This is a genomic window from Desulfocurvus sp. DL1XJH-121 (assembly GCF_054819825.1).
Genome location: NZ_JBTVWW010000014.1, coordinates 37,388 through 51,041 on the forward strand (window position 1 = coordinate 37,388; position 13,654 = coordinate 51,041).

General features: G+C 69.1%; 10 protein-coding genes and 2 tRNA genes. 5 read left to right on the forward strand and 7 right to left on the reverse strand.

Going from position 1 to position 13,654, the window contains the following annotated elements; genetic code table 11:
* Positions 1-2: 2 nt before the first annotated feature.
* Together ACYYG1_RS11000 and murA are read right to left on the reverse strand one after the other, a co-directional pair.
* Positions 3-224, reverse strand: coding sequence for a hypothetical protein (locus ACYYG1_RS11000; RefSeq protein ID WP_461210359.1), 222 nt, complete (start codon positions 222-224; stop codon positions 3-5).
* Positions 225-409: 185 nt separating this feature from the next.
* Positions 410-1,660: a UDP-N-acetylglucosamine 1-carboxyvinyltransferase gene (murA, locus tag ACYYG1_RS11005; RefSeq protein WP_461210360.1), complete on the reverse strand. Its 1,251-nt coding sequence runs from the start codon at positions 1,658-1,660 to the stop codon at positions 410-412.
* A gap of 82 nt (positions 1,661-1,742) precedes the next feature.
* On the opposite strand from murA, the gene ACYYG1_RS11010 reads away from it, so the two are divergent.
* Positions 1,743-1,818: transfer RNA gene (locus ACYYG1_RS11010), tRNA-His, on the forward strand.
* Between the two features lie 241 nt (positions 1,819-2,059).
* Positions 2,060-2,524 (forward strand): hypothetical protein, encoded by a 465-nt coding sequence (locus ACYYG1_RS11015; RefSeq protein WP_461210361.1) that lies wholly within the window; start codon positions 2,060-2,062, stop codon positions 2,522-2,524.
* On the opposite strand, the gene ACYYG1_RS11020 is transcribed toward ACYYG1_RS11015, so the two are convergent.
* Together ACYYG1_RS11020 and selB are read right to left on the reverse strand one after the other, a co-directional pair.
* Positions 2,525-4,822, reverse strand: coding sequence for a sensor domain-containing diguanylate cyclase (locus ACYYG1_RS11020; protein WP_461210362.1), 2,298 nt, complete (start codon positions 4,820-4,822; stop codon positions 2,525-2,527).
* 194 nt (positions 4,823-5,016) lie between these two features.
* On the reverse strand, positions 5,017-6,924 hold the full coding sequence (gene selB / locus ACYYG1_RS11025; protein WP_461210363.1) for a selenocysteine-specific translation elongation factor: 1,908 nt from the start codon (positions 6,922-6,924) through the stop codon (positions 5,017-5,019).
* A 146-nt stretch (positions 6,925-7,070) separates the two neighbouring features.
* Between selB and ACYYG1_RS11030 the strand changes: the two genes are divergently transcribed.
* The gene (locus ACYYG1_RS11030) at positions 7,071-7,559 is read left to right on the forward strand and encodes a VOC family protein (RefSeq protein ID WP_461210364.1); all 489 of its coding nucleotides are present in this window, start codon (positions 7,071-7,073) and stop codon (positions 7,557-7,559) included.
* Positions 7,560-7,679: 120 nt separating this feature from the next.
* Here the strand turns inward: ACYYG1_RS11030 and ACYYG1_RS11035 are convergent, their stop codons facing one another.
* The 3 genes from ACYYG1_RS11035 to ACYYG1_RS11045 form a co-directional block, all read right to left on the reverse strand.
* On the reverse strand, positions 7,680-9,071 hold the full coding sequence (locus ACYYG1_RS11035; protein ID WP_461210365.1) for an aminopeptidase: 1,392 nt from the start codon (positions 9,069-9,071) through the stop codon (positions 7,680-7,682).
* 50 nt (positions 9,072-9,121) lie between these two features.
* A complete protein-coding gene (gene selA / locus ACYYG1_RS11040; protein WP_461210366.1) occupies positions 9,122-10,519 on the reverse strand; it encodes an L-seryl-tRNA(Sec) selenium transferase in 1,398 nt (465 codons plus the stop codon).
* Positions 10,520-10,786: 267 nt separating this feature from the next.
* On the reverse strand, positions 10,787-12,037 hold the full coding sequence (locus ACYYG1_RS11045; RefSeq protein WP_461210367.1) for a bifunctional folylpolyglutamate synthase/dihydrofolate synthase: 1,251 nt from the start codon (positions 12,035-12,037) through the stop codon (positions 10,787-10,789).
* A gap of 273 nt (positions 12,038-12,310) precedes the next feature.
* Here ACYYG1_RS11045 and ACYYG1_RS11050 point away from each other — a divergent pair.
* Both ACYYG1_RS11050 and ACYYG1_RS11055 read left to right on the forward strand, forming a co-directional pair.
* A tRNA-Arg gene (locus tag ACYYG1_RS11050) sits at positions 12,311-12,387 on the forward strand.
* A gap of 106 nt (positions 12,388-12,493) precedes the next feature.
* Positions 12,494-13,654 carry a tyrosine-type recombinase/integrase gene (locus ACYYG1_RS11055; RefSeq protein WP_461210368.1) on the forward strand — a complete coding sequence of 387 codons (1,161 nt, stop codon included), beginning with the start codon at positions 12,494-12,496 and terminating at the stop codon, positions 13,652-13,654.

Genomic DNA, 13,654 nt, shown 5'->3' on the forward strand with positions numbered 1-13,654 from the left:
CCCTACCCGTCCTTGCGGCCGGAAGCGCCGCGCGACAGGGCCGTGACCAGCAGCGCCAGGATCACGGCCACGGCGCTCAAAAACAGTTGCAGGAACAGGCCGCGGCCCTCGGACAGCGTGATCAGGGGCCAGTTGAAGAGCAGGCAGGCCCAGATGAACAGCACGCAGAAAAATCCGCCCTGCCCCGTGATGCCCCTGAACGGTCCCCGTGAGTCGTTGCCCATCCGCGTTCCCTCCCCGGAGCCCCCCGCCCGCGCGCCGGGCCCGTTCCGAGACCTGAAGTTTCCAGTTCACCGCACTGTAAGTATAACCACTTTTGGCCGTCCCGCGTCAACGTCCGGGATGAAAACCAAAACGCCCCGGCCTCCTCAACGGAGGCCGGGGCGCTCGGGAATCGGCTTGGGCCGGGCTATTCGCTTTCGCGCCTGATGTCCGCGCCAACGGCCTGGAGTTTCTCCTCGATGCGCTCGTAGCCGCGATCCAGGTGGTAGATGCGCTGGACGTGGGTCTCGCCGACCGCCGCCAGCCCGGCCAGCACCAGGGAGGCCGAGGCCCGCAGGTCCGAGGCCATGACCGGCGCGCCCGTCAGGGACTTCACTCCGCGCACCAGAGCCGTGCGCCCGTCCAGGGTGATGTGCGCGCCCATGCGCGCCAGCTCCTGCACGTGCATGAAGCGGTTTTCGAAGATGGTCTCCTTGATCATGCCCGCGCCGCCGGCCACGCACATCAGGGCCATGACCTGGGCCTGCATGTCCGTGGGGAACCCGGGGTACGGCAGGGTGGTGACGTTGACGCCCGTGAGCGCCGTGCCCCGGCGGCAAAGGACGCCGTCGTCGCGCTCCTCGATCCAGACGCCCATCTCCCGGAGCTTGTGGGCCACGGCCTCCAGCTCGAACAGCGGGCAGTCCTCCAGGATCAGCTCGCCGTCGGTGATGGCCGCGGCGCAGAGGAAGGTCCCGGCCTCGATGCGGTCGGGCATGATGCGGTATTCGCAGCCCGTGAGGCGCTCCACGCCCTCCACGGTGATGACGCTGGTGCCGTGGCCGCTGATCTTCGCGCCGCAGGCGTTGAGGAACTCGGCCAGGTCCTGGACCTCGGGCTCGCGCGCGGCGTTGACCAGCACGGTCTGCCCCTCGGCCAGGGCGGCGGCCATGAGCAGATTCTCGGTGCCGCCCACGGTGGGAAAGTCGAACTGGATGTGCGCGCCCTTCAATCCGTCGCAGGTGCCGTGGATGTAGCCCGCGTCCAGGTCGAAGGCCGCGCCCATGGCCTCCAGGGCCTTCAGGTGCAGGTCCACGGGCCGCGCGCCGATGGCGCAGCCACCGGGCAGGGCCACCTTGGCCTCGCCCAGGCGCGCCAGGAGCGGCCCCAGGCAGAGCACCGAGGCGCGCATGGTCTTGACCAGGTCGTAGGGGGCCTCGGGTCGCAGGTCGCACATCTCCACCCGGGCGGTGTGGCCCTCGAAGGAGGTCTCGCAGCCCAGGATGCCCAAGAGTTTCAAGGTGGTGCGAATGTCGCGCAGCACCGGGACGTTGGTGTAGGTGATGGGCCCCTGAACGGCCAGGGCCGCCAGCAGGATGGGCAGGGCCGCGTTCTTGGAGCCGCCCACGCGGATGCGCCCAGACAGGGGCGCGCCGCCCTTGATAACGAGTTTGTCCATTCACTCCGCCTTGCTAGGTTTCTCAGTCTGAAAAAGGCTTGACCGGGGAACGCTCCTCGGTTAAACCAACCTTCCTTTCACGGTGGGTGTAGCTCAGTTGGTAGAGCACTTGGTTGTGGCCCAAGTGGCCGTGGGTTCAAGTCCCATCACTCACCCCATTGCAAGGCAAGCCCCGCCCATGGCGGGGCTTTTTTCGTGCTTCGGGGCGGGCGCGCCGGACGCCCGGGGCCACGGTCCCCAGTGTACCCCGAGGCGGGCCAAAACAAAAGCTTCGGATTTGTCGCCGAACCGCTCCATAAACGTCTCTTGCCCCCGCTCTGGGCATCGAGTATCCTTTCTCCATCGATATATCACTATTCCGGGATTCGACAGGCGGGCCGGTTTTGCCCGCCATACGATATGAAAACGTTTTTCTACTGTCTGGCCGGCGGCCTCATCGCAGCCTCCCTGGCCATCGCCGGTTTCCGGCTGTCCTCCAATATTTCCGTGGGTACCCTCCGCAAGGCGCCCCGCGCCTCGGTGACATACCTCACCTCCAACGAACCCTCGGGCGCCGTGCGCCTGGGCCAGTCCGACCACGACAAGCTGGCCGGGTGCCTGAGCCGGTACGACGGGCTCATCAAGAACGCGGAAGTCATGTTGGACGGCCGTGCTCCGGCCCTGGCCGGGCCCGAGGAGGGGCAATCCGTGGCCTACTGCCTGCGCCTGACCCTGGACAACGGCGTCATGCTCACGTCCAGGAAGGGCAGGGCCGGACGCGGCATCCTGGGGGAACGGCTCACGGAATGCGTGCGCCGCTGCATGCGGCGCTACGAGGAACTCACGGCCGCGGGCCACGAGTTCCAGCGCTGCGACAACATCTGATCAGCACTCTTCCTCCTCGCGGCAGCAGAGGTTCTTGCCCCTGTGCTTGGCCCGGTACAGGGCCTGGTCCGCGCGGGCCGTGAGGGAGGCGAACTCCTCGCCCATGCGCAGGGTGGCCACGCCCAGGGACAGGGTCCGGCCCACGCCCTCCTCCCCGCCCGGGGGCTGGAAGCGCTCGACGGCGAAGGCCGTGCGGATGCGCTCGGCGATGCCCAGGGCCGTGGCCCCGTCCGAGCCGGGCAAGAGCAGGGAGAATTCCTCGCCCCCGTAGCGGAAGGCCTGGTCGTCCTCGCGCAGCTCCGAGCCCACCACGCGGCCCAGGCGGCGCAGCACCTCGTCCCCGGCGGGATGGCCGTAGGTGTCGTTGAAGTCCTTGAAGTCGTCCACGTCCATCATGACCATGGAGAGGTCCTTGCCCGTGACCTCGGCGGCCCGGACCTCCTCCACCCCGCGCAGGGCCAGAAACCGCGAGTTGAACAGGCCCGTCAATTCGTCGCGGTAGGACAGGTCGCGGAAGCGGCGCTCGCTCCTGCGCAGGGCGTCCTCCTCGCGCTTGCGGGCGGTGACGTCGCGGAACAGCACCAGGTCCGCGGGCTCGCCCTCGTAGGTGATGACCCCCGCGTTCATCTCCACGGGCACCTTGCCCCCCGTGCCCGTGAGCAGCCCGGTCTCCAGCCTGCTCAGGGACTCGTCGCCCTCCATGCGCCGGGAATGGAACAGGCGCACCCGCTCGCGTTCGCTCTCCGGGAACAGCACGGCCATGCTGTTGCCCACCAGGTCCTGGACAGTGGTGTGCAGCAGCCGCGCCAGCACGGGGTTGGCGTAGCGCACCATGTCCCGCTGGAAGATGGCGATGCCGTCGTTGGCCATCTCCACCAGGTGGCGGTACTTGCGCTCGGAGTCGGCCAGGCCCTGCTCCGCGTCGGCGCGCACGCGCATCTCCGAGGCCAGACGCGAGTTGACCATGGCCAGCTCGCGGTTGCGCTGCAGGATGATCCCCGCGCCCACGCCGATGACCGAAAGCAGAAAGGCCATGATGATGCCCAGGAAGCGGCTCATGGCCACGCTGGCCTGGAGGTTCCTGGCGCGGATGTCCATGCCCACCACGCCGAGGATGGCCCCGTACTCGTCGCGCACCGGGGCGAACCCGGATATCCAGGAGCCCCAGCGGTCCGTGTACGGCCCCACCAGGTCGGTCTTGCCGCTGGAGAAGATGGCCAGCAGCTCGGGCGGGGCCTCCTCGTAGGGCTCCCCGGCCACGGCGTAGTCCACGGAGGTGGGCGGCTCGGTGTCCAGGGTGATCACGGCCTTGCGCCCGGGGCCCAGGCCCACCATGTACACGAAGCGCAGGTCCGGGTTGGAAAGCCTGATCTTGGTCAGCTGCATGAGCAAGCGCTTGTACGGTTCGCTGTCCTCGGCGCCTCCGGCCACGGGCAGCTGGGCCACCTCCTCCGGTGCCAGGGCGTTGCCCACGGCGCTCACGCGCATGAACAGCTCGTCCTTGATGGAATCGCTGGCCCGGCGGCCCAGGAGGTCCGTGATGGCGAAGCCCACGAACACGGCCACCACCACGGCGGTCAGGCCGAAGGTGTAGGCCAGGCGGCCGGGGCGCTTTCCCGCGGCCAGGTCCATGCAGAAGGCCGAGGACCGGGCCAGGGCGGCCACCACGGCCACGCAGGTCACGGCCCCGGCCACGGCGTGGGGCACGGTGGGCAGGGCCGCGCCCAGCTCCGCGCGGTGCAGCGCGGCGCGCGCCAGGGCGTGGGCCAGGGGCCCCAGCTCCACCACGGCCAGATACAGGCCCAGCAGCGGGGCAGAGGCGGGCACCAGGCTCAGCTCCTCCCGCCACTGCCCGGCGTTGCGCCGCAGGGAAACCAGGGCCAGCAGCCCGGCGCAGGGCGCGAAGCCCAGGGTCACGGCCAGGTGGAAGCCCCGGCTCTCCAGGAACACGGCCCCGGCCACGGGCAGCACGCCCAGGCCCGCGGCCAGGAGATAGCCCAGGCCGCGCAGCCGGGAGCCCACCAGCCCGTGCAGGGCGAAAAGAATCAGGAAGAAGCCCGACAGGGCCTGCACGGCCTCGGCCATGTCCACTAGGCCGCCGGGATCGGGCATGGCCTGGGCCACCACCCGCAGCCCCAGGGCCAGGGACAGGCTCACCGCGAACAGGGCCAGCCAGCACCAGGTCAGCCTGCGGCCGCAGACGAAGAAATGCGCGCAAAAGGCGGCCATGAAGAACAAACCCAGGGCGTGGATGAACAGCAGGTAATCCAGCCTGGGAGCGAAGAAATCGAACAGCACTCTCCCCCCTCACATGCTACTGAATGCAAGCCTGCATGGCCCTGGCAAATAGTTGTACAGCCATTGTTCGCAGGCCGTTCAAAAATAGTGAGATGCAAGGCGCAAGAAACATTCAAGACCGACGCGTACTCCTCGTACGCGAGGGTTTGAATTTTTCGCAGCAACGCAGCAGATCGCTGTTTTGGGGCGGCCTGCTAGCCCTTGCGCAGTACGCGCTTGTCCCCCACGCGCACGGTGAACTTTTCCTTGTCGAAGAACTCCAGGAGCGGAATACAATACTTGCGCGACAATCCGGTGAACTCCTTGAAGTCCTTGGCCTCCATCTCGCCCTTCTGGCCGATGAAGGCGGCCGTGGCGTCGCGGATTCCGGCCAGGGCCGGGGCGTGGAAGAACATGTCCTCCTTGACTTTGACCAGCAGGCCCTGCTCCTGCAGCAGGCGGAAGACCCCGGCGGCCTCCTTGAACTCCAGGCCCAGGGGGTCCAGCACGTCGCGCACGTTGGGCGGGGTTTGGCCCCCGGCCTCGTAGGCCGCCAGCACCTCGGCGCGGAGCTTTTCCTGGTCCGCGGCCAGGCTGACCTTGTGCCCGGCCAGGCGCAGGACCTCGGCCACGGCCACCAGGTCGCCGCGCTTCAAGAGGCGCTCCACCAGAAAATGGAACAGCTTTTCCGCCAGGCCCCGCCCCCAGGACGAGGCCAGCTCGCCCCGCGACAGGCCCTGCTTCATGGGCTCGCGCTTGTGGAAGGCCTCCACGGCGGCCAGGGCCGAGGCGCAGAGGTCCTCCACCACCGCGCCCGAGGCATAGGCCCGGTTCTCGCGGTCGAAGAGAAAGGCCTGGCCGCGCGCGCACAGCCCCTGCACCATCTTGTCCAGCTCCTTGGCCTCCAGCTCGGCCATGGTGCGCAGCATGGCCAGGGACACGCCCTCGCTCCCGGCCAGATCCAGCTGCGCGGCGAGCACGGCCTCCTGGTCCTCCCCGGCCAGGAGCGCCAGGCGCGCCAGGGCCTCGTCGTTCTTGCGGCGGACCTTGCGGCCCAGGGGGTTGACGACGCGGCCGCCCGCGATGGTGCGCAGGGGCGAGAAGGACCTCAGCACCACCCGGTCGCCGTAGACCCCGGGCAGGGGCTCGGGCAGCAGGATGCGGCACAGCGCCGTGTCCCCGGGGCGCAGGGCGTCGCGGTCCAGGAGGTGGACCCGCGCCAGGACCTCGCTGGTGCCGTGGTGGAAATGGACCTGCTTGCGGTGCTTGAGCTCGCGCCCGGCCGTGGAGAGATAGGTCAGCTCCAGGTCCCAGACCTGGGCCGGGAACAGGGTCCCGGGCCGCGCCAGGACCTCGCCGCGCTCCACGTCCTCCACCTCCAGGCCCGCGAGGTTCACGGCGGTGCGGCGGCCCGCCGGGGCCAGGGCCACGGACTCGCCGTGGGACTGCAGGCCTCGGACCTTGGTGCGCGTACCGCGCGGTTCGAGGACCACGTCCTCGCCCTCGGCGATGGAGCCCGAAACCAGGGTGCCCGTGACCACGGTGCCGTGGCCCTTCATGGAAAACACGCGGTCCACGGGCAGGCGGAAGAGGTCCGAGCGGCGGCGGGCGGCGCAGGCCTGCGCCAGGTCCGCGATGGCCGCGCGCAATTCGGGGAGGCCAGCGCCGTCGTGGGCGGACACGGGCAGGATGGGCGCGCCCTCCAGGAAGGTGCCGTCCAGGAACCCGGCCACGTCGTCGCCGACCATGTCCAGCCAGTCGGGCTCCACCATGTCCGTCTTGGTCAGGGCCACCAGCCCGGCGCGCACGCCCAGCAGCGAGCAGATCTCCAGATGCTCCCGGGTCTGGGGCATGACGCCCTCGTCCGCGGCGATGACCAGAAGCACGAAGTCCACGCCCCCGGCCCCGGCCACCATGTTCTTCACGAAGCGCTCGTGGCCGGGCACGTCGATGACGCCCAGGCGCTCGCCGTCCGGGAGGTCCAGGAAGGCGAATCCCAGCTCGATGGTGATGCCGCGCTTCTTCTCCTCCTTGAGGCGGTCGCAGTCGATGCCCGTGAGCGCCTTGATGAGGGTGGTCTTGCCGTGGTCGATGTGCCCCGCGGTACCCATGATGAGCGGCATGGTCTGACTCCTTTGTTGTCCCCTGAAAGACTCAGCCTTTTGTAGGGGAAAACAGCCCCCGGCTCAAGCGCGCCCAAACCCCGGCTGGCCCCCGGAGAATGAAACCGCTATGCTTGCGCCGCGACGAATCCAAGGAGGGCCGCAGCATGAGCATCCGTTTCGAGGGACCGGCGATTTTCGTGGCGGACATGGCCGCGTCCCGCGCATTCTACGAAGGGCTGCTGGACCAGGAAACCCTGTTCGGCGTGGGCGAAAACTACACCGCCTACAAGGGCGGGCTCTGCCTGTGGGAGGCTGGCTGCGCCCTCGGCGCGGTGCACGGCGTGGACGGAGGCGGCCCGGCCGCCCCCCAGGGCCGCGACAACTTCGAGCTGTATTTCGAATCCGAGGACCTGGACGCGGCCTGGGCGCGCGCGCAGGAGGCGGGCGCGGCGGCGGTGCACGGGCCGCGCGAAATGCCCTGGACCCAGCGCTGCTTCCGCATCCAGGACCCGGATGGCCACCTGGTGGAGGTGGGCGAGCCCATGCCCCTGGTCATCCGCCGCCTGCTGGACTCGGGCCTGTCCCCGGAAGCGACCGCCGAACGCACCATGACGCCCCTGGCGATGGTGCAGGCCGTGGCCCAGGACCGCTGAGACCACCCCCCTCCCCCCTGACATAAAAAAGCCACCTCCCCAGGGAGGCGGCTTTTCATACAGGGATTCTCAAGGGGGTAACCCCCTTGAGCGGGGTGCGGGGCGGCGCCCCGCCTCCCCCTAGCTCTCCAGAAACGCCGCGTAGGCCTTGGCCGTGGCGTAGACGTCGGCCTTGGAGGCCACCTCGAAGGGGCTGTGCATGGCCAGGACGCCGGGGCCGAAGTCGATGATGTCCATGCAGTACTCGGCCAGGTATTTGGCCACGGTGCCGCCGCCGCCGAGATCCACCTTGCCCAGTTCGGCCATCTGCCAGGGCACGCCCGCCTTGTTCAGCAGCGTGCGCATGAAGCCCACGTATTCGGCGTGGGCGTCGTTGGCCCCGACCTTGCCGCGATGGCCCGTGAACTTGCAGAACACCGGCCCGAAGCCCAGAAGCGAGCTGTTCAGCTTCTCGTGCACCTCCTGGTAGTCCGGGTCCATGGCCCCGTGCACGTCGGCGGACACGGCCTTGGTGTTCAGGAAGACCTCGGAGAGGCGCGTGTCCGGCTCCCAGGCGCGGACCACGTCCTCCACGCAGTATTCGAAGAACCGGCTCTTGGCGCCGGTTGCGCCCTCGGAGCCGATCTCCTCCTTGTCCCAGAACAGGGCCACCTGGGTGTGCTCGGGCTCGGCGGAGTTCAGGAAGGCCTCCAGGGCGGTGAAGCAGCAGATGCGGTCGTCCTGGCCGTAGCCGCCGATGAGGGAGCCGTCCAGGCCCACGGGCCGCGCCGGGCCGGCGGGCACCACCTGCATCTCCGCGGAGAAGAGGTCCTCCTCCACGATGCCGTACTTTTCGTTGAGCAGCTCCAGCACGCGCTGCTTCACGGGCTCCTTGGCCTTGTCCTCGCCCTTGGCGGGAACGGCCGGGGCGTGGCCCAGGACGATGTTCAGCTTTTCGGCCTCGAAGGCCTTGGAGACCTTCTTCTCCACCTGCTCGTAGGCCAGGTGCGGCAAGAGGTCGAGGACCGTGAGCACGGGGTCGCCCGGGTCCTCGCCGATGTTCACGCGCACGGTCTGGCCGTCGGCACGCACCACCACGCCGTGCAGGGCCAGGGGCCGCGCCAGCCACTGGTACTTGCGGATGCCGCCGTAGTAGTGGGTCTTGGCCAGGCCCACGGAGCAGGCCTCGTACAGGGGGTGCTGCTTGAGGTCCAGGCGCGGGGTGTCGGCGTGGGCCCCGATGAGGCGCAGGCCCTCGGACAAGGGACGGCGGCCGCGCCGCACAAGGCAGACGCTCTTGCCGCGCATCACGCGCACGGCGGCCTTGTCGCCCACGCCCTCCTGGAACCCGGCGGCGCGGGCCCGCTCCAGGATGTAGTCCACGGTCTCGCGCTCGGTCTTGCACTGGGTCAGGAATTCCATATAGCGCCTGGCCAGCGCGTCCATGGCCTTGCGGTCCTTCGCGGAGGAATAGGCCTCCCAGCAGCTGGAGGGCTCGTAGTTCAATTCGGGTTTCTTCTTGGTCTTGGCCATGGGAAAGGCTCCTTGTTCTGCTCAATGGTTGTCGTGTGCGAAAAGCCGTCTCACAGGCCCAAGGCTTGCGCCAGGGCCCCGGCGGCCAGGGAAAATTCCGTGTCGTCCAGGGTGCGCGGGTCCAGGAGCAGGCGGTCGTCCTCGATGCGCGCCACCAGGGGCGGGTCCGTGTTCAGGAGCCGGGCGCGCAGTTCGTCCGCGCCGGTGCCATCGGACGGCTCCACCGCCACCAGGGTGGTGGGCAGGCCGCATTCCGGGAAGGATCCGCCGCCCACGCGGGATTCGCCGGGCACCAGGGCCAGGCGCGCGGCCGGGCCCAGGGCGCGGGCCAGGCGGCGCTTGAGGCGCGCGGCGCGGGTCCTGAGCTCCCCGGGCGCGGCCCCGATCATGCGCAGGGTGGGCACGCGCTGGCGCGCGGCCTCGGGGTCCAGGTACAGGCGCAGGGTGGCCTCCAGGGCCGCCAGGGTCATCTTGTCGATGCGTAGGGCCCGGTTCAGGGGGTTGGACTTGATGGGGTCGATCCACTGCTTGCGGCCCACGATGACGCCCGCCTGGGGCCCGCCCAGGACCTTGTCGCCGGAGAAGGTGACCACGTCCAGACCCTCGGCCACCACCCGGGCCACCACGGGCTCGTCCAGGGGGCCGCCGCCGAATTCGTTGAAATTGCCGCTGCCCAGGTCCTCGATGACGGGCAGGCCGCGCTCGCGGCCCAGGGTGCAGAGTTCCGCCCCGCTCACCGCCGAGGTGAAGCCCACCACGCGGAAATTGGAGCAATGGACCTTCATCAGCGCGCCCGTGTCCTCGGTGATGGCGTTCTCGTAGTCGCGCAGGTGCGTGCGGTTGGTGGCCCCCACCTCGCGCAGCACGGCCCCGCTCTTGGCCATGACGTCGGGGATGCGGAAGGACCCGCCGATCTCCACCAGCTCGCCGCGCGAGACCACCACCTCGCGGCCCTTGGCCATGGTGTCCAGCACCAGCATGACCGCCGCGGCGTTGTTGTTCACCACCAGGGAGGCCTCGGCCCCGGTGAGGCGGCAGAGCAGGTCCTCCACGTGGCTGTAGCGGCTGCCGCGCTTGCCCGTGTCCAGGGCGAACTCCAGGTTGGAATAGTGGGCGCAGGCGTCGCGCACCGCGTCCATGGCCTCGGGGGCCAGGATGGAGCGGCCCAGGTTGGTGTGGATGACCACGCCCGTGGCGTTGAGCACGCGGCGGAAATGCGGGCGCACGCCCGCGCGCACGGCGGCCCGCAGCCCGGGCAGGAGCGCGGGCAGCCCCAGGGCCTCGGGCCCGGGCACGCGCCCGGCGCGGATGTCGTCGCGCAGGGAGTCGAAAAAGCCGTTCACCAGGTCCCTGACCAGGGCGCGCGGCGCGGCGGGCAGGGTTTCGTCGGCGTCCAGGGCCGCCAAAGCGGCGTCCACGGACGGCAGATGCCGGAACAGGTTTTCCATCGTCGCCTTCCGGTTGAGGTGCGGGCGGACAATTATAAAAACGACCGAAACGGAAAACTAACCATTCCAACGACGCCTAGCAAGTCCGCTCAGGCTGTCCCACGACGCGCGTCTGCTGCGTCGCTTCGCCGCGTGGCGGCTACGCTGCTGCGAAAAACGCAAACCCTCGCGTAGCGGAAGCGTTGGAATACGCGTCGGCCTTGCGTTTTCCTTGCGCCTTGCATCCACGCATCGTGGAACAGCCTGAGCTATAGCCAGCTATTTTTATTAAAGTTCCAGATCAGAGGCATCGTAGCCCAGGAGGTCGGGACGCAGGGCGAAGAACTCGCCGAGGAGGTACAGGGAGCCGCAGATGAGCACGGGGCCGGGGTCCCGGGACAGGAGGGGCAGGGCCCGGCCCATGTCCGCCACGGGGGTTGCACGGGGGCCCAGGGCGGCGGCCAGGTCGAAGGCGGGCATGGCGCGCTCGTTGTGGGGCATGCCCACGGCCAGGATGGGGCCCCGGCCCAGAGCGGCCACCTGCGGGGCCATGGTGGCGAGGTCCTTGTCCGCCATGCAGCCGAAGGCCACCAGGGAGGGGGACATGCCCAGCTCTTGCAGGGCCGCAGCCAGGGCGGCCAGGGCCGGGGGGTTGTGGGCCCCGTCGAGGATCAGCTCGGGCGGACCGGGAACGCGCTGGAACCGTCCGGGCAGATGCGCCCCGGCCAGGGCCCGGGCGCAGGCTTCGGGGTCCACGGCGCGGCCCAGGACAGGAGCCAGCGCGCGCCACGCTGCCAGGGCCAGGCGGGCGTTGGCTTCCTGGTGCGGGCCGGGCATTCCCGGACGCAGAGGCTCGGGCAGCGGGCCGGGCACGTCCTCGGGTAGGCGCAGGGCGACGCCCAGGGCGCGGGCCTCGGCGGCCAGGGCGTCGCGGGCTTCGGGAACCTGAGGCGTGGTCAGGGCGGGCGCGCCCGGGCGCAGGGCCCCGGCCTTGTCCCGGGCGATGTGAGCCAGGGTCGGCCCGAGTATGGCGGTGTGGTCCAGGCCGATGGAGGAGAAGGCCACGAGGTCCGCGCCCAGGGCGCGGGTGGCGTCGTGGCGGCCGCCCAGCCCGGCCTCCAGCACCGCGAATTCCACTCCGGCGCGGGCGAAGGCCAGCGCGGCCAGCACGGTGACGAACTCGAAATAGGTCAGGCCGTCGGGCCCGGACGCGGCCAGGACCTCGTTGCCCAGGCGCACCCAGGTCTCCTCGCCGAGCATGCGCCCGTCCACCTGCACGCGCTCGCGCACGGACACGAAATGCGGCGAGGCGTACAATCCCGTACGCAGGCCGTGGGCGCGGGCGGTCTCGGCCAGATACAGGGACACGGAGCCCTTGCCGTTGGTGCCCACCACATGGGCCGCGCGATACGGCTGCGCGGCCAAGCCCAGGCGCTCAAGCGCCTCCTCCACCCGGGACAGGCCCAGATCCATATGGTACATGCCCAACCCGGCCAGATGGGCCTGCACGTCGGCGAAGGTATCGAATGCGGAACTCACACAATCACCTTCCGGCACAGGATGGCGCGGCAAGACGCGCGCGCCCCCGGCGCAACCGCCGGGAGGCATCCTCTAGCACAGCCCCGCGCAAAGACCAACGGGCAAGGAGGCAGCCCCACCGGGACAAAGGGAACAGCCCCGCCTCACCCTGATGCCGCCGCGCCCGCAAATCACCATTGAGCAACGCGCTGCGATGGCGTATCACAACCCCAGCAACCGGGCCCCAGGCTTGACCCCCTGCCCGGTCCTAACGTATATGACCCAACCTTTCACGCGCCAGTAGCTCAGGTGGATAGAGCATCGGCCTTCTAAGCCGACGGCCCCGGGTTCGAATCCTGGCTGGCGCACCAAAGATTTCAAAGGGTTACGAGCACCGCTTGTAACCCTTTTCTCATTTCTGGATAAGTTATGGATAAGTAAGTTGCACGCCGGATGCGCTTCGCTTATCCACGGGGCATGGCTTCCCGCAAATTTCTCAAGACCCGCTTCAGAGGCGTCTACTACAGGGAATCCGCCACCAGCCGTCACCGCGGCAAGGCGGACCGCTGCTACGTGATCTGGTACGAGGGCGCAGACGGCAAGGGTCACTGGCAGACCATCGGTTGGGCCTCCAGAGGCATCACGCCCGAGTACGCCAGCCAGAAGCGCAACGACCTGGTGAACACCATCCGCGAGGGCAAGCCCGTGCCCTCCCCCATGTCCAGACGCTTCACTGTGGGCCAGGCCGTGGAATCCTACGAGGACTGGGCGCGCAACGAGGGCAAGTTCATCGACAAGGAGATGAACCGCTGGGAAAAGCACATGCGCGCCACCTTCGCCGCCCTGCCCATCGAGGCCGTCACCGTGGCCATCCTTGCGGCGCACAAGGCCAAGCTCGGCCGCCGCATGTCCGAACAATCCGTCAATCATTGCTTCTCCTTCGTGCGCCGGGCCATCAACCACGCCATCGGCATGGAGCTCTACACCGGCCCCAATCCCCTGCGTTCCCGACGCAACTCGAAATTCTCCCTGCCCCAGCCGGACAACGAATCCGAACGCTATCTCACGCCCGAGGAGGCCAAGGCCCTGCTCGCGGAGCTGAAGAACCGCTCCGTGCAGCTCCACGACATGAGCCTCCTGTCCCTGAAGACCGGACTGCGCGCCACGGAGATTTTCACCATCACGGGCGCCGACGTCGACGCCCGGGCGGGCGTCATCCGCTTCACGGCCAAGGGCGGCAAGCGCGACTCCATCCCCGCCCCGCAGGACATGATAGAACTCCTGCAATCCTACGGCCGCGCCCCCGGGGAATACATCTTCCAGGCCCGCAAGGGCGGCCCCATCACCAGCGGCGTGAGCGCCAGCTTCGGCCGCGCCGTGGAGGCCCTGGAGCTCAACGAGGGCTGGCCGCGCGCCTGCGACCATGTGATCTTCCACACCCTGCGCCACACCTTCGCCAGCTGGCTGGCCCAGTCGGGCAAGGTCACGCTGCAGGAGCTCAAGGAAATGATGCGCCACGAGAAGATCAGCATGACCTTGCGCTACGCCAAGCTCATCCCCGGGCGCGAACGCGACCGCCAGGCCATCATCGCGGACGTCCTGGCCGCGGTGGAGGACGGCGGGGACGAAGAGTCCTAG

What these genes read in the sequence shown, in the direction of transcription:
- ACYYG1_RS11030 (WP_461210364.1), top strand. Translation starts at nt 7,071, where the DNA reads ATGAGCATCCGTTTCGAGGGACCGGCGATTTTCGTGGCGGACATGGCC.
- ACYYG1_RS11035 (WP_461210365.1), bottom strand. Translation starts at nt 9,071, where the DNA reads ATGGCCAAGACCAAGAAGAAACCCGAATTGAACTACGAGCCCTCCAGC.
- ACYYG1_RS11015 (WP_461210361.1), top strand. Translation starts at nt 2,060, where the DNA reads ATGAAAACGTTTTTCTACTGTCTGGCCGGCGGCCTCATCGCAGCCTCC.
- selB (WP_461210363.1), bottom strand. Translation starts at nt 6,924, where the DNA reads ATGCCGCTCATCATGGGTACCGCGGGGCACATCGACCACGGCAAGACC.
- murA (WP_461210360.1), bottom strand. Translation starts at nt 1,660, where the DNA reads ATGGACAAACTCGTTATCAAGGGCGGCGCGCCCCTGTCTGGGCGCATC.
- selA (WP_461210366.1), bottom strand. Translation starts at nt 10,519, where the DNA reads ATGGAAAACCTGTTCCGGCATCTGCCGTCCGTGGACGCCGCTTTGGCG.
- ACYYG1_RS11000 (WP_461210359.1), bottom strand. Translation starts at nt 224, where the DNA reads ATGGGCAACGACTCACGGGGACCGTTCAGGGGCATCACGGGGCAGGGC.
- ACYYG1_RS11055 (WP_461210368.1), top strand. Translation starts at nt 12,494, where the DNA reads ATGGCTTCCCGCAAATTTCTCAAGACCCGCTTCAGAGGCGTCTACTAC.